The sequence below is a fragment of the Mucilaginibacter sp. P4_E8 genome (genome assembly GCF_056401495.1).
In genome coordinates, this window is sequence record NZ_JBFUJG010000001.1 from 236,228 (window position 1) to 251,565 (window position 15,338).

At 42.1% G+C, this 15,338-nt stretch carries 14 protein-coding genes; 13 read left to right on the top strand and 1 reads right to left on the bottom strand.

The window, feature by feature from the left end:
• Positions 1 to 40 precede the first annotated feature (40 nt).
• The 13 genes from AC1DRQ_RS01190 (at position 41) to AC1DRQ_RS01250 (ending at position 13,614) form a co-directional block, all read left to right on the top strand.
• Positions 41 to 1,900, top strand: coding sequence for a type VI secretion system baseplate subunit TssF (locus tag AC1DRQ_RS01190; protein ID WP_477421822.1), 1,860 nt, complete (start codon positions 41 to 43; stop codon positions 1,898 to 1,900).
• Positions 1,901 to 1,913: 13 nt separating this feature from the next.
• Positions 1,914 to 2,852, top strand: a complete 939-nt coding sequence (locus AC1DRQ_RS01195; RefSeq protein WP_477421823.1) for a type VI secretion system baseplate subunit TssG — start codon at positions 1,914 to 1,916, stop codon at positions 2,850 to 2,852.
• A 51-nt stretch (positions 2,853 to 2,903) separates the two neighbouring features.
• Positions 2,904 to 3,797 (top strand): TssN family type VI secretion system protein, encoded by an 894-nt coding sequence (locus tag AC1DRQ_RS01200; protein ID WP_477421824.1) that lies wholly within the window; start codon positions 2,904 to 2,906, stop codon positions 3,795 to 3,797.
• A 20-nt stretch (positions 3,798 to 3,817) separates the two neighbouring features.
• Complete coding sequence (locus AC1DRQ_RS01205) at positions 3,818 to 4,969, top strand: hypothetical protein (protein ID WP_477421825.1); 1,152 nt, start codon at positions 3,818 to 3,820, stop codon at positions 4,967 to 4,969.
• Positions 4,970 to 5,749: 780 nt separating this feature from the next.
• The gene (locus AC1DRQ_RS01210) at positions 5,750 to 7,549 is read left to right on the top strand and encodes a type VI secretion system Vgr family protein (RefSeq protein WP_477421826.1); all 1,800 of its coding nucleotides are present in this window, start codon (positions 5,750 to 5,752) and stop codon (positions 7,547 to 7,549) included.
• Positions 7,550 to 7,553: 4 nt separating this feature from the next.
• Positions 7,554 to 8,357, top strand: a complete 804-nt coding sequence (locus tag AC1DRQ_RS01215) for a hypothetical protein (protein ID WP_477421827.1) — start codon at positions 7,554 to 7,556, stop codon at positions 8,355 to 8,357.
• 5 nt (positions 8,358 to 8,362) lie between these two features.
• The gene (locus tag AC1DRQ_RS01220) at positions 8,363 to 9,544 is read left to right on the top strand and encodes a Hint domain-containing protein (protein ID WP_477421828.1); all 1,182 of its coding nucleotides are present in this window, start codon (positions 8,363 to 8,365) and stop codon (positions 9,542 to 9,544) included.
• Positions 9,545 to 9,574: 30 nt separating this feature from the next.
• Positions 9,575 to 10,099 (top strand): hypothetical protein, encoded by a 525-nt coding sequence (locus AC1DRQ_RS01225; RefSeq protein WP_477421829.1) that lies wholly within the window; start codon positions 9,575 to 9,577, stop codon positions 10,097 to 10,099.
• A 319-nt stretch (positions 10,100 to 10,418) separates the two neighbouring features.
• A complete protein-coding gene (locus tag AC1DRQ_RS01230) occupies positions 10,419 to 10,715 on the top strand; it encodes a hypothetical protein (protein WP_477421830.1) in 297 nt (98 codons plus the stop codon).
• Between the two features lie 11 nt (positions 10,716 to 10,726).
• Positions 10,727 to 11,245 (top strand): hypothetical protein, encoded by a 519-nt coding sequence (locus tag AC1DRQ_RS01235; protein ID WP_477421831.1) that lies wholly within the window; start codon positions 10,727 to 10,729, stop codon positions 11,243 to 11,245.
• A 79-nt stretch (positions 11,246 to 11,324) separates the two neighbouring features.
• Positions 11,325 to 12,338, top strand: a complete 1,014-nt coding sequence (locus tag AC1DRQ_RS01240) for a proline iminopeptidase-family hydrolase (protein WP_477421832.1) — start codon at positions 11,325 to 11,327, stop codon at positions 12,336 to 12,338.
• 238 nt (positions 12,339 to 12,576) lie between these two features.
• Entirely contained in the window at positions 12,577 to 13,257 is a 681-nt protein-coding gene (locus AC1DRQ_RS01245) for a type 1 glutamine amidotransferase domain-containing protein (protein ID WP_477421833.1), read from the top strand.
• A gap of 57 nt (positions 13,258 to 13,314) precedes the next feature.
• Complete coding sequence (locus AC1DRQ_RS01250; RefSeq protein ID WP_477421834.1) at positions 13,315 to 13,614, top strand: putative quinol monooxygenase; 300 nt, start codon at positions 13,315 to 13,317, stop codon at positions 13,612 to 13,614.
• A gap of 446 nt (positions 13,615 to 14,060) precedes the next feature.
• On the opposite strand, the gene AC1DRQ_RS01255 is transcribed toward AC1DRQ_RS01250, so the two are convergent.
• On the bottom strand, positions 14,061 to 14,981 hold the full coding sequence (locus tag AC1DRQ_RS01255) for a LysR family transcriptional regulator (RefSeq protein WP_477421835.1): 921 nt from the start codon (positions 14,979 to 14,981) through the stop codon (positions 14,061 to 14,063).
• Positions 14,982 to 15,338: the final 357 nt, after the last annotated feature.

Consider the following 15,338-nt stretch of genomic DNA (forward strand, 5'->3'; position numbering starts at 1 on the left):
GTTCAGGGGGGACTTTATTATTTAAACATCAGCTATTGATATGAGCGATATATTTTATTCATCAAAAGACGAGATCAGGAACCGCGTATTAAAAAACGCCCGCGATTACTGGGGTATAAAAAACGCTGTCGATTTTGACCCTATGGTAAAGTTACTAGTAGAAGTACTGAGCACGGAGCTTTTCAATATATCCAGCCAGGTAAACAACCTCGAAAACCGGATGGTTGATAAAATATCGGGCATACTGGCTTCTGATACATTGGTCTCGGCTATTCCGGCCCATGCTATTGTGCATGCAAGCCCCGTCGAAGACACCGAGATCATTGATGAAAGGACACAGTTTTTTTATGGTAAAAGACTGGCTGATAAGGATGAGAACTATAAAGAAACCACGATAGATATTTTCTTTAGTCCGCTAAAGCCTATAAAAATATTCAAAGCCGCTGTAACTTATATGGCTACGGGCAGCAGTGTGTTTCAGATTGATGGTCAGCAAAACAAAACACTGCTTGCCCAGTGCATGCCGGGACGACATCTTGAAAAAAATATCATTTATATAGGCGTTGATGTTCAGCCGGGATTAAATTCTTTAGATGGGCTTAGTTTTTATTTCGACTGGCGCAATCATAAGGTTGAAAAACAAACTTATGATCTGCTCACGTTCTCTCAATGGTTTGTGAATGATATACCCGTACAGGTATCACATGATAAATTTTATCAGGAGCCTGGGCAGCAATTCCGGTCGCCGTTTGATGATCATAATATCATTAATCTAATTACCCGTGATGTACATGCCTTTTACCGGAACAGATTTTTAACCATAAATGATAACGGCATACAACAGCCGCCAATACTGGAATTATACCCTAAACAATTTGAGCAGGTTTTTCAGGCAAATAGCCTGTCGGGCTTTAACAAACCCATGCTCTGGATCAAGGTTGTAGTGCCGGTTACGGTTAACCAAACTATATTAAATGAGCTATCGGTTTCTATAAACGCGTTTCCGGTAGTCAATAAAAAAAGGCATGATCTTAAGCATCGTTTAAAAATGATGAATGATATCATCCCGTTAAAACTTTCGGCCCATGACCAGTTTTTAAATGTTGATTCACTGAGAGATAATTTGGGCAACCACTATACCGAAATTCCGCAGGGTTATGACCAGGAACGGAGCTCAGGGCTTTTTTCTGTTCGCTACGGTGGTTCTGAGCGTTTTGATAACCGGAACGCGAAAGAGATACTAGATTATCTTTTTGAGCTTTTAAGAGATGAAAAGGCCGCTTTTGCCGCATATAATTCAGATTTTTTGGCATCATCATTAAAGGAGCTGGAGCAAAATATTTCCATGATATCGCAAAAAACAATGGGGCAGTTGGGCAGTATAAAAGAATTGTTTAACTACATTATTCTTAAACCGCTTAACCATGCCGATATTATGTTCCTGGAGTTTTGGACAACTAATGCCGAGCTGGCTAACAACATCAGAACAGGCAGCCGTTTGCAGGCTTTTGAAAGTACAAAAATAATTGCCGAAAGCTTATTTATGCTGACCAGTACGCAGGGGGGCAAATCAAGATTAAGTACTACTAACCGGGTGCGAGCCTACAAATACGGACTTACCACGGGCGACAGGGTAGTTACCCAGGCTGATATTGTCAATTTTTGCTTTTGGGAATTAGGCAGCAATATAGCTGAAGTAAATATTCGCAAAGGGTTAATGAACTCATCCAACCCAAAAGAAGGATTCATTAAAACGATAGATATTATAATTACTCCGGCACAGCAAAGTGAATTAAAGCCGGAGGAATGGGAACCTATACTGGAACTAACCTGCTCCAAACTTGAAACCCGGAGCACCATGAATTTGAATTACCGGTTTTTACTGGCCTCTGAAAATTAATTCAACAAGATATATGAAGAAGGCATTGGATTTATTGAATGATCTTGATACTGATTTTAAAGCAACGGTAAAAGTTGCCGAATTATTTGAGAACGGTGATTTTGAGAGCGATCAGGTTGTGATTTTGCCTGTAGGGGCTAAGCAAAGTGCCTATGCGAAGGACATCAATGGGTTTTCGTCCTATTTTTCTGAAAGCATGCTGAAGGATTGCTTCATTGTGGAGGTTAACCGGGAGGGATTATATGACATGCTGCCCGAAGGGCTTTTTCATGTTACCCCAATGAGAAGCTCGGGTTTGTCTGATCTGGAAATGATGGCAGATGTGCAGCTCAGACGGAATGAGGAAAAGGACGCGCGGAGATTTTTTATGCCTTTTGAAGCCGAGCTGAATTATATGCGCACGCTGTTGGAATGGTATGAGAACCGGTTAGATAAGAAAACAAGCTACAACGATCTGTCGATGATATTTGGCACAGAGTGGAGTGAGTTTGAACACCTGGATAACGACCAACGCATTATATGGATGCATCTTTTACCCGTTATACAGCAAAAGCGGAACGACACGCGCTTTTTAAGCGAATTGCTTTCGGTGCTATTTAATATCCCGGTTCATGTTGTTTTAAACCCTTCGGGAATTACTATAATTCCAATTGATGAAAGTATGCAATTTAAAATGGGGCGCGGTGCGCTGGGTACTGATACGGTTATAGGTGCTAACTTTTTATCAGACCGCGAAGAGGTCTATATCCACATCGGGCCGGCTGAGGGCACTAGGCTGATAAGCTTTTTACCCGGAACCCCGAGCGCTCACCTGATCAGTATCATAGTATCCTACCTGCTGCCGGTAGAAACCGCGATAAAGGTAGAACTGGTGAGCAAACAGGAAAATAGGGTAGGTTCATTAGGTGCAGACAGTTCCAATTCTTTCCTTGGTTTTACGGTTTTCCTATAGGGTTAAAGGCTTTATTAATCAGATAGTTAATACATCATCATATATACTTTAATGGACGTTCAACAATTTTTTCTCAGATACCTGCTGCTTCCGCTCATTGCGGTGGTAGCCGCGACAGTGATGGCTGTTGCGAATAAAAAAAACAAATTCATCAATAATAAAAAATTGATCATTAGTGTGCTGCTTTTGAGTATTGCCCTGGCTATACCCGGCTCTTTAGGCCTTTTGGGGCTGAGTTATATGCCCTGGGGGTATATCATCAGTCAGCTATATCACATTACCCTGGGAAGTGTTTTTGTGTACTTAATGACTAGATATTACCCCGATGAATTATTGGGCAGCAAGCTATTTATCAGCATTGCCTTACTGATAGCCTGCTTACTTGGGTTTTACCTGTATCAAATCATCTTTAACGCTTTAAGTGATATTAAAACAGGTATATGGGCGGCTACAAGCACTTTTAATTTCGTTATCCCGCTGTTATTTTGGTGGAGCTATGTGGCCCTGTTAAGTATCCCTGCCGAAATTTATAAGGTATGGAAATATCCGGCCGCGCCCATTAATCTGGATATGGAGCATCTTGATTTTAACCGCATGCTGGTGCTTGAGCTGGAAGTATATAAACATACCAATGATCCCGAGCCCATCAAGGTAAAAGTAAAAGCGCCTGAAAATATGATGTTTGGTAATTGGTTTTACAAATTTATTGAAGACTACAATATCAAATTCCCTAAAAGCCCTGTAAAATATAATGCCGACGATAACGAGGTATATAAGTGGATATTTTTTATCAAAACATCCATTTTTAAAAGGAATATTTTTATTGATCCTGATCTGAACATCCGGGAAAACGGTATTTCAGAAAAGGTTACCATATACGCCAAAAGAGTTTCTGAAAATATCGCCAAACCAATAGTAACAGGCGATGATTCCATTTTTATTTAACATACTAATACATTACCTATATGATTTCGCCACTAAAATATAAACCGGTAAACTGGGTAGATGGCATGAAGCTGTCAAGCGCCCATTTCATTGCTACTGATCAGTATAACCAGGATTTTGTAAGGGATGCCAGGTCTCTGGCCTTAACTAACTACAACTACGGCTTGCTGCCGCCTTTTTCGGGGCAACGCTCCTCATCAGACATTGAGGTAACAGAAAAAGCAACCAATCATGTAGAGATCAAAGTACGGCTTTTTAACGCCATAACCGCCGAAGGTTGCAGGATTGATATTGACAGCGCTGCCAGTTATGATAACCAGCTTACCTACAGCCATTACTTTGCCGAAAATACCGAAACAAGAAGCTTAACGTACAATATCCTTTTATCAGTTAATCCGTTTGAGAGGGTACCATCTGGTAATCTTGACCCGCAGGATAACCCACCCCGGTATCCGGATATTTCAAGAGGGTACAACATTTATCTGCTGCCGGTATCTGAAATGCCCACTAAGGCAGCAGATAATTATTGCCTGACCATTGGGCAGTTGATTTTGGCCAATGGCAAGGTTACCATTAATAATAATTTTATACCGCCAAGCAGTAGTGTGGTTAGTCATCCCGGTTTAATTAGGTATTACGAGTTGTTTAGCACACTCTTGAATGACATCCAGCTGTCGGCCTTTACCATTATTGATAAAACAATGGGTAAGGAATCTGTCACGGTATTAGGCAAAAACATCCGTTTGATTTCTGGAAAGATGCTTGATTATCTGGCGCAGATCTTTTTCAATTACAGGAATTTTGGCTACCAGGAATCGCCTGTTCATTTGGCTGGTTACTTTTCAAAGCTGGCCCATGTGTTTTTCACCGGCATTAAGCTTATAGCGGCCAAAGAGCGCGAAGAAATGCTTAAATATTTTTATGAATGGCGCGATGTTACCCCCGGCAATTTTGAAGAGCTGTTAGCCCGTACTATCGAACTTATATATGATCACCAGGACATTTACGCTTCCATGTCATTGATAGAGGAATTTTTAAAAGTGGTTGCTGCACTCTGGAAAAAACTAAGCACACTGGAATACATTGGTCAGCGTAAAGAAAATATTGTGGTGGCCGAGCAGCAAATTGTTCAGCAGGTACAAGCCAAGCGTACCTGGACACTGTTAGATTAACGCCTGTGCGTCAATTGATAAAAGCGCGCTGATCTAATTATGATTAAACAGGGCGATACAAATTATACCGGACTGATTGAAACCTAGATAGTTTCAACCGGCAACTTTATTAAATCAAAAATTAAAAAATTATTTATGGCACTTGAAGGAAGAAAATATAATGTAAGTGAACTGCCTGCATTAACACGATTGTATTTGTTTCAACTTATCGTTGACGGGACAAATGGACTAAGGGAAATATTGCAACAGGACCCCGATGGGATAGCAGGAGATACCGTCAAATTCGGCTCCGAAAGTGGACGTGCTCCTGGAAGTGAAGCATACAATAGGAACAGGCGTGCACTTCGCGAACCGGGCAGATACCGAATCGTAAGGCATATACACAGAGCTAACCGAAAAACCGTATGGGCGTATGCCGAACATACCGGCGGGAATGCTTACCGTTTTTATGAGATTATTCTCCCCGCGTGTGAAACCTGTGATGGTTCTACCAAGGTCGAGTGCGACCTATGTGGCGGGTTTGGCGTAAAAAATATAGCGCAAAGGATCGCAATCAGAAGTAATGGTGAGCCTATTGAAAAGCTTATGGATTTGAGAAGATGCAGAAGATGCGATGGGTCTAGTTTCATGCGTTGTCCAACTTGCCATCCGCCGGATGTGGTTAATCCCAGGAAGCATTACGGGCCTAACGGGCCTTACTCGATCAGTATCAATCAGAATCGTTGGATTTAGTTTACCAGCTAATACCTAAAAGAAATCAGACTCACATTATTAACCATCATGGAGATCCACTTAAATAAAGATATTAATATTGGCGGCAAAAACATTGCTTATATCATTTCATTTGAATTGCAGCAAAGTTTTAACGCCCACCATTATTTTGAGCTGCGCTTTAACCACGATTTGCTGGGCACTCCCGGACTCATTAACCTTGATGATAGCCGCGATCTGGTTGGTAAAACCCTTTCGGTATCATTTGGCTATGTTACTGGCAAACAGCAAAAATTTGCCGGGGTGGTTACGAAAATAGAGCTTACGCAAAGCCATGGTTATCATGGCGTAATCATAGCAAGTGGTTACAGCCCTACTATATTGATTGACAGAGGGCCCGATCTGGGCTCATACTATAATAAAACCCTGGATGCCATTGTCACGGTGGCTACTCATGATACGCCGACCAATGACCTGCGCATGGTATCAAATCCCGACCGTAAAAAACCGGTTGACTATGTGATGCAATACCAGGAAAGCGATTTTAACTTTTTAAACCGCCTGAGCGCCGAATATTATGAATGGTTTTACTACGATGGAGAAAACCTCAATTTCGGGAAGCCGGCCAAGCAAACTGAAGTTGCTTTAGTGTATGGCCGGGATGTACAAAGCCTGCAGTATGGTATTGAGGTAGCGCCTATAAAAAACAACCGTTTTGCCTACAACCCCCAGCAAGACGAAATAATACAGGCAAAAGGCCCCGGCGCAGCAGCAGGCAGGCCCGACCTGACACATGCTACCAGCACATCGGATAACGTATACAGCAAAGTTTTTAATCAACCATCGCTGATACGGGTTGAAAATAACGGCGATATTAAAGATCTGGCAGATAATGAGGAAAAGGCCAGCGTGAGCCAGTTGCTTAAAATAAGCGGCCGGGGCGACAACCCTGAACTGGGTATAGGCAAAATTGTAGATGTATCCATGAGTCTTAAACAAGGCTCGGGTTTTGAAACAAAAAGCCTGGGCAAGTTTCTGATCACCACGGTAGTTCATACCGTGGATAAAGAGGGACGTTACTTTAATATGTTTGAAGGTATAGTATCCACCACAGAGCGTATCCCCTTTAAAAACTACGAACGCCCATATCCCGATATGCTGCTGGCCGAAGTTTTTGACAATGCCGATCCGCTGGGGCAGGGTAGGGTGAGAGTAAAGTTTAAATGGCTCTGCGAAACGAACGACCCTACTGAATGGCTGCGGGTAATTACTCCCGATGCAGGCAGCAGCAGCAAAATAAGTAAAAACAGGGGCTTTGTTTTTATCCCGGAAAAAGGCGACCAGGTAGTGATCGGCTTTGAGGATGGCAATGTGGCCCGCCCCATTGTAATGGGAAGCGTGTTTCATGGTAAAAACGGCATCGGCGGTAGCAGTAATAATGATAAAAAGAGCTTAACCACCAAAAGCGGCCATACTATTAGTATGGATGACAGCGGTGGCATACTGGTAAAAGATAAAACCGACCTCAATTTTATTGCCATTGACGGTAAAAATGCCATAACCATAAATACCGAGAACAACATCACCTTGCAAACCGGCAAAGTAATGATCATTATGGATAAGGAGAATGATCAGATCATTATACAGGCCCGCAATATAGAGATACGTGCTGCAGATGATTTTAAACTTACCGGCGATGGCGCCCCAAGTAAAAACGGGATTATGGAATTTGGCGATAAACTACAGATCTCCGCTCAAAAGGAACTGTCGATGGTTGGCCAGTCCGAAGCGAAATTGAATGGGAAGGAAGTGACCATAGTTGGCAGCAAAACCATTATTGACGGCACGCCGGTACAAATAAATTCTTAAATAAATGGATAAGCATACAGAAAAAAACTATCAGCTAACCGTTAAAGGCAACGTGAAAATGCTAACCATGATGGATAGTTTTGCCACCGTAGGCACCTATAACTTGTTAAGTAACGGGGCTAACGCCATTAAACCCGAATTGCAGGAATATGTACTGGAAGAAAGGGACGTAAAACTTACCGAATATTTTGATCCCAATACTTATCAGCTTATTGAATATGTAAACAAGCTGGCCAAAATTTACAGCCGGCAGCATGTATGCATAAACAATGCCGGTGCAATTAAGGGCCTCCTGAATATGCCGGAGATAAAAGGCAAGTGGGAGATACTCAAAAGAGAACTGATGCATGTAAACCCAATTGCTGCTTTCGAGGTGATCAGGCATAAGGACCGCGAATTAAATAATCCGGCAGAAGTGGTTGAAAATCTGGAAAACACCCACTTTATGCATCTTTTTTTATATGCCTTTGCAATTAAACCTGATGATGCAGAAAGTAAGCAGCAACAGCTTGTCCGTGACCGTATGGGAATAGGTTTTTCCATGCCCGTTGTTCAAACATTTACAACTGAAAAAACCGAATATGGACATATTATTAATACAGAGGCAACTTTGGATACAAGCGGTAGGATGGATAAAAATTCAATTACCAGGGTAACCGGCCAAAAAGAGCTAGACATTAAGCATTATACCCGGGGCAGTTTTAAGCATAACCACAACGGTGAACTAACATGGGCTGAGATGACTGTTTTTGAACAGCTTAATAACGATTACAAATCAGATCTGTACCTGCAGCTGGAGCATATTTAATTATTATGGCAGAGCAACAATGGTTAACCGAAAAACATTACCTGGTATGCCCCAAGGGCGTAATGTTTAAACAAATGAAGGTAACAAGCCAACGCCATGTTTCATTCAGCGGGCACCTGGCGGCAACCACTGCCGATACTATGATTGGCAATGCGTTTATGTGTATGGGTAACCTGGCTATAGCTGCAGCCCCGGTTTCGGCGCTACAGTCAAAGGCCGTGGCGTTTATGGTTGCACCGGGTATTGGTTTGCCTCGTATAGGTGTGCCGCCGCAGCTATTATTATTTGCCAGCGGTCAGGGCATGGTGAAATGTAACCTGAGTGCAATGACAAGAATATGGATAGATTCGTCACCAAACTTGGTCATCAACCATCATGAGGGATTGGTGGTTGGTCAAAGTAAACTGCTTTGCCCGTCAGAAACGGCGATGATTGAAGCTAAGGAAACCTTTTGGGAAGCTATGACAAGTACCAGCCATAATAACGTTGGCCATATTGCCAGTTTTGCTTTTAGCTTTTCGGCCGGGCGCGGGTTGGGTAATATGATCGCTGCGCAGGGCGGAAACGATGCCATGTTTGATCCTGCATCGTTATTTGGAAACATGAGCGTGATCAGCCGCAGTGTAAATGGCTCGGCAATGTTTTCGGCGCAGACCGATGCCTGGGGCAGCGAAGAAAAACAAAATGGCGATAAGCTACAAGCCAGCGGTATAGAGCTAACACTGGCCATTTTTGCAGCCAAAGGTTCGTCGCTTACCTGTTTCCCGGCAGGTACTATTGTTCATACTAACAACGGCTTACTGCCCATTGAAGAGGTAACTGCCAATGACCTTTTATGGACCGTTAATGAGCTTATCGGCGAACGTGAGCTTAAACCCATCAAAGAAATTCATCGCCGAACAACACTTACCATGATCGTTGTTGAACTGCAGAACGGAATCCTGTTTGAAGTTACCCCCGATCACCGTTTTTTAACGAATGGCAGATGGCGTGAAATAAAAGACCTTAAACCTGCTGATGAACTTGAAAATATAGTAGGGCAGGCGGTAAAAATAAAACACATAGAGTCGATGTCCAGAAACGCTGTGGTATATAATTTTTCTGTTTACGACAATGAAAACTATTTTGTAACTGATGAGGGTATCCTTGTTCATAATGCATCTTATAATCAGCCGGTACATTCATAATATATAATAAAACAGCATAACAAAAGTATCATGAAACCAATTAATACTAACGAATTAAACAGATCATACCTGATGTTCTCCTTTAACTTTATTGCCCTCGCGGCATTTTCCATTTTTTGCCTGTATCTATTTTTTGCCGCGCAAAACTATGAATACTCACTTCTGCAGGATGATGCCAATCAGGCTGACAAGCTTCTTTCCCAAAGAAAAGATGTAATTATCCAATTTGATATCATTTTGTCGAGATTTAGTGAGCTTTCTAAGTTCACCTCTATCAATTCCGAAGAAATGGACAATCAGGCTTCCATGATTGAAGATATTCAGCAAGCCAACTTTAAGATCAAGGATCTTATTAAACAGAAGCAACCGGCTACCAGTAGTTTTCTTTTATACAAAAAAATGGTGGATGATGTAACACAAATGACTGGCATACAGGATTCGCTGTTCAACTCCCGCTTTCAGTTAGAGAGCATCAAATCGCAGTTAGGATCGTGTTTAAAGGTAAACCATACTGCTGAAACTAAGTTGAGCTTTGGTGGATTTCGCGTTAGATAAAACAATTAAGGAAAAAGCTTATGCAAAAAAATGTAGTGGCTGATCCGTTTTCCGTCGGGTTGGAAGCCTGGTGAAATTTTGGGTTCGGATCATGGCGGCTTGTGTGTTCTCTCGGTAACCGACTGCCTATGACATTGGAAGGGCTCTTTCTCAAATCAGAAAAATAGTGGACCGATCACCCGTAATTTCCCATTAAGCGGAAACGCAGTGGGTCAAGTATCATTGGTTTTCCGATGCACTGCTGCTGAAATTCATCCCCATATTTGGGGATTGTACGGGTTTTTAAGATTATGTTCCTTTGCAACTTCAAAATTGCATAATGAGTATTAATAACACTTTACCCGACGGATTCAGAATTACAATTGAAACAGTACCAAAAGAGGGATCAGCTCAAGCGTGTCCGGTAGTTTTTCCAAAACGGCTTGGCGAACAAATCGCAGGTTTAATTGGAAAGGAACTTTTGCCTGGAAATGATCTGCACCTTATTGTGCGAATTGAAAATTGGAATGAAACTTTTGATCATGAGGAAACCGTTCATTACGTTAAAGGTAGCAGACAGGCTCCTGGGGAAAATGATTACATCAGAAATTACTGGATAGAAACACCATATAAATAAAATTGACATAAATGAAAAATAAGAAAATGAGAATTGGGAGTGTATATTGTATGATACTTTTATTGGCTTTGGTTAAAACAGCTAGTGCCCAGGTGATGAGAAAAAATAGTTTTTCTGCGTCACAGACGGTGGTCATCGATCCATTGGCGAGTATCGAAAAACTGAGACCGGTGATCAGGAACGCAGGTGAGACCCAAAACGGCTCAAATGAAACGAGTCATCAGTTCGGTCTTGATATCAATAAAATAAAGACAACAGTGCCTGGATTAATGCGAACCGAAACCATTTGGCATGAAAAGGGCAAAAATAATCTGACGGGAAGTAATAGAGAAGTGGTCGATTTTGGACAATTAGTACCGTTACTGATCGGTGCTTTGCAGGAACAGGTAGGGCAATATGAAGCGTTAAAAAAAGAAGTAGAAATGCTTAAACTTCAACTTCGTTCGAAGGGTGAAGAAGCTGAAGCCATTAAAGTTGATGCTGGCGGCAAAAGGGATGTGGAAACAGTTGCTCGCAATGCGAGTTATTAATCTCACCAACTCACTCTTTTACTTGAACAAGCCCCTACGAAGGGCATGCCTATCTCCTTCAATTCAAAAMAATTTTTTAATGAAAAAACTACTAATTCTGCTAACGGCAACTTTATTGTTGGCTTGCAATGCGCCGAAACAAAAAACCAATTCAATTACAACCATCACAGACACCACGGTAAAAACGGGTGGCAACAAACTAATTCACGTTGACGGAAAGTACAATGTCTGGACAAAAAAAGTTGGCGATGGAAAAATCAAAGTACTGCTATTACACGGGGGACCGGGATTTTCGCATGACTATATGGAATGTTTCGAAGACTTTCTTCCCAAAGAGGGCATTGAGTTTTATTATTACGATCAGTTAGGGTGTGGAAACTCTGATGCACCTGCGGACACCGCACTTTATAATGTATCAAGGTATGTCGAGGAAGTTGAGCAGGTACGAAAAGGATTGGGTTTAGATGGTTTTTATATTTTTGGACATTCCTGGGGCAGCATGCTGGCAATGGAGTATCTTCACAAATACCAATCACATGTTAAAGGCGCCATACTATCAAACATGACGGCCGGAATGAATGACTATAATTCTTATTCTGCACAATTAAAGAAAAAGTTATTTTCAACCCGGGACATTGCGGTTTATGATTCTCTCGACAAGCTTGGAAAATATGATTCGCCCGCGTATAATGACCTGTTGATGAATAAACTTTATTCAAAGGTGATCTGCCGGATCCCGTTAAGCAACTGGCCCGAACCCTTGCTCCGCGCTTTCAAAAAAGCTAATCACAATGTATACGTGCAAATGCAGGGCGTTGATGAATTTCATGTGACAGGTAATTTCAGGAATTGGGAATTTTGGGATAAGCTGCCGCAGATCACGGTGCCAACACTTGTGCTGGGAGGAATACATGACGAGATGAGCCCGGTAAGTTTGCGTAAAGAGGGGCAGCTGATACCAAACAGCCGAACCTATCTCTGCCCTAGGGGAAGCCACATGGCCATGTATGACGACCAGAACAATTATTTTGCATCCCTGCTGACCTTTCTTAGGGATGTTGATAATGCCACGTTTAAAGCAGATGCTAAGTAAGCTGCACTGCTGAAAAATTATAAACCGGGTAATCACAGCCTGATGACCTGGTTTATAGCTGCAGCATTAAGATCGCCACCCCTCATAATATTAATACTACCTATCATTCTTCTGATTTGATTTGCCGCCGTGATGCCTGTAAATTTGTTGTTAAAGAGCCGCCGTGTATCAATAATTAAACCAAACAATATCAGTCCGATGGTTCGCTGATTTAACCAATTTTTAACATTAAACTGTCATGAGCAAAAAAGTATTATTTATCGTGTCAAACACCAATGTGATTGGCCCGCACAACAGAAGGACAGGTAACTTTCTTCCTGAAGTGGCACACCCGTACGCTGTATTCAATGAAGCGAACTACCAGATAGATTTCGTCAGTTTAACCGGAGATACGCCATATTTAGATGCACTTAATTTGGCGGATGATCCAGCAAACCTGGCGTTCTTAACCGGAAAGGGATGGGCAGCAATGCAGAAAGGCGGGAAACTTGAAGATGTGGATGTAAAGGATTATGATGCTATTTTTATACCCGGAGGCCTGGCACCAATGGTTGATATGCCGGAAAATGCACTTCTTAAAAAAGTAATCGTGGAAACATATGAACGTGGTGCAGTTGTTGGAGCGGTCTGCCATGGTCCGGTTTCATTGTTAAATGCCAAATTGAGCGATGGCTCTTATATCGTCAACGGCAAAAACATATCCTCTTTTACTGATGAAGAAGAAGAAAATTATGCAATAGCCGATGTGCCTTTCCTGCTGCAAACAGCGCTCACCAAACAGGGAGCCGTTTATCACACGGCCGCGCCGTGGACAGCGATCAGCGTTGCAGATGGAAATCTGGTGACAGGTCAGAATCCTGCTTCGGCCCATGGAGTTGGTGAAAAAATAGTTAATATACTGGAATCAAAAAGCGCCTAACGCAGCAAACCTGAAAAGCCGGGAATTGATCCCGGCTTTGATTTTAAAATTAAAGCGATGAGTCAAAAAGCAATTCATGTATTCGCCAAATGGGTGGTACAGGAAAATAAACTGGATATCGTACTAGGGTTCCTCCAGGAGCTGGCAAAAAAAACGAAGATAGAAGAAGGGAATCTTTTCTATACATTACATCAGAGCACTACTGATCCTAATATAATTGTATTGTTTGAAGGATATAAAGATGAAGCAGGCCTGAACTTTCATAAAAATTCAGATCATTATAAAAAGATTGTAGTTGAACAGGTTATTCCGCTTCTGAAGGAAAGGGAAGTAACGTTAACAAATCCTTTGGAATAAATTCTAAGCTACTGCCAGCCTACATAGCTCGCTTTGTATCCTCTTATTGTTACCCGGGTTCACTTGGAAATCGGGCGGCCGGTTGGGTCTCCTGTGATCACGTATGTCCGGATGAGCTGAGTGGTTCCGTTGAGGTCTTGCAACAACCTGTTTGCGGGCCGGTTTGTTGCATTTTCGCAGAAAGTTATCGTTTTTTCTTTGACGCTCCGGCAATTGGAGCGCCGCGGCATTCTGGATCGGATAGTGTTTATAGCGGCGAGTTGTTACCCTTAACAGGCATAACCGTGGATGGCCTTGTTTTAAAGGGCTTTCGGGCTCGGGCAGAAAATGCCAATCCTTACTTAAACCACGCGTGAATAGCAGAATAGCGACGTTGCATGCGCGTTAATGGCACCCGATTTTTTATCCGGCAGCAAGGTTATCGAATTCTTTCAATCTATCATACATTATTGAAAAACCTGATCTGATTGCGGGGCCCAGTACTTAGATAAAATATCTTCCAGCTGTTTAATTTCATGAGGATAGGCCGTCTTTTTTCGCTTTCCGAAATAGAGTGTGTTTTCAACAGGAGGGTTGCCCTCCCATGCGAGCCTTATGGCTTGATCCTCGATGTCTTTTCCACAGAGAAAATCAGGAATGACGGCGAAGCCAACACCGTTAGATAAGCATCGCAAAATGGAATTAAAATAGGGCAGAACATAATTCGGCCTGAATCCAGGCGAACAATCGAAATTTGTTGACCAGAATCTTTTCAGATGTTCCATGTCTGCAGCAGTTGTATACCATATCTGAACAGATAGCCAGTCTTTGATAGCTGACCGGTCGTCTTTCACGAGAAGCTGGTCGAGCACCGTCGTATCCGTTTGGCTGCCACAGATCAAAATAATTCTTTCTTTTGTGAACGGCGTAAAATCTAAATCGTGTTGAAGACCTTTTTGCGGTGTTAAGATCAGGTCTAAAACGCCACTATTCAATTCCATTAGCATTTGCGGATACGCGCCGAACCTGGTAATTAAGTTGAACGGCAGTTCAGACACATGAGCCTCAAGAGTATACTGAAAAATCTCGAAACACATGCCCACGCTAATCGTCGGCTTGGACACTTTGGATTTCCGATGAAAAACCTGTTCAGCTTCTTCGAGTTTCCCAACATGATCAATGATGAAATTGTAGAGCATGATGCCTCTTTCCGTTGCCGTCATTTTACGCGCATCCCGTTCGAAAAGACGGAAGCCCGTGTAGGATTCCAGCGAGCTTAAATGAAGACTAACTCCGGGCTGAGAAATACACAAAGCCTGTGCCGCCGCCGATAAGGTGCCCGTCTCGTAAATAACTTTAAAAGTCCTGAACCATTCCAAATTTAACATTGCCTGTTGATTTAAAAGTTGTACGTGTTTGTTTGCGATATTGGCCTCTCAGCTGCAGCTGGTGATCAGGCAGGCTACAATGAAAGGTATTCGGTTCAAACCGAAATAAATGACGTTAGGTTTACCAATAATCAATAAACACGATGCTGTCATTTACTGTTAATGGAAGTTGGTTTCCTTCTTCTACCCACGCCACGGCAGACCCAACAGTCAATTACATGCCATTTAATTTTAAAATAGCGTTATGAAAAAGTTTATTTTGTAATATATTGAAAATCAAATGATTATTTATTTTATATGGGAATGAATAAAATAAATAAGAAGCCTATATATCCAATATTTATGGAGGTAACCGGT

What these genes read in the sequence shown, in the direction of transcription:
- AC1DRQ_RS01190 (WP_477421822.1), top strand. Translation starts at nt 41, where the DNA reads ATGAGCGATATATTTTATTCATCAAAAGACGAGATCAGGAACCGCGTA.
- AC1DRQ_RS01195 (WP_477421823.1), top strand. Translation starts at nt 1,914, where the DNA reads ATGAAGAAGGCATTGGATTTATTGAATGATCTTGATACTGATTTTAAA.
- AC1DRQ_RS01200 (WP_477421824.1), top strand. Translation starts at nt 2,904, where the DNA reads ATGGACGTTCAACAATTTTTTCTCAGATACCTGCTGCTTCCGCTCATT.
- AC1DRQ_RS01205 (WP_477421825.1), top strand. Translation starts at nt 3,818, where the DNA reads ATGATTTCGCCACTAAAATATAAACCGGTAAACTGGGTAGATGGCATG.
- AC1DRQ_RS01210 (WP_477421826.1), top strand. Translation starts at nt 5,750, where the DNA reads ATGGAGATCCACTTAAATAAAGATATTAATATTGGCGGCAAAAACATT.
- AC1DRQ_RS01215 (WP_477421827.1), top strand. Translation starts at nt 7,554, where the DNA reads ATGGATAAGCATACAGAAAAAAACTATCAGCTAACCGTTAAAGGCAAC.
- AC1DRQ_RS01220 (WP_477421828.1), top strand. Translation starts at nt 8,363, where the DNA reads ATGGCAGAGCAACAATGGTTAACCGAAAAACATTACCTGGTATGCCCC.
- AC1DRQ_RS01225 (WP_477421829.1), top strand. Translation starts at nt 9,575, where the DNA reads ATGAAACCAATTAATACTAACGAATTAAACAGATCATACCTGATGTTC.
- AC1DRQ_RS01230 (WP_477421830.1), top strand. Translation starts at nt 10,419, where the DNA reads ATGAGTATTAATAACACTTTACCCGACGGATTCAGAATTACAATTGAA.
- AC1DRQ_RS01235 (WP_477421831.1), top strand. Translation starts at nt 10,727, where the DNA reads ATGAAAAATAAGAAAATGAGAATTGGGAGTGTATATTGTATGATACTT.
- AC1DRQ_RS01240 (WP_477421832.1), top strand. Translation starts at nt 11,325, where the DNA reads ATGAAAAAACTACTAATTCTGCTAACGGCAACTTTATTGTTGGCTTGC.
- AC1DRQ_RS01245 (WP_477421833.1), top strand. Translation starts at nt 12,577, where the DNA reads ATGAGCAAAAAAGTATTATTTATCGTGTCAAACACCAATGTGATTGGC.
- AC1DRQ_RS01250 (WP_477421834.1), top strand. Translation starts at nt 13,315, where the DNA reads ATGAGTCAAAAAGCAATTCATGTATTCGCCAAATGGGTGGTACAGGAA.
- AC1DRQ_RS01255 (WP_477421835.1), bottom strand. Translation starts at nt 14,981, where the DNA reads ATGTTAAATTTGGAATGGTTCAGGACTTTTAAAGTTATTTACGAGACG.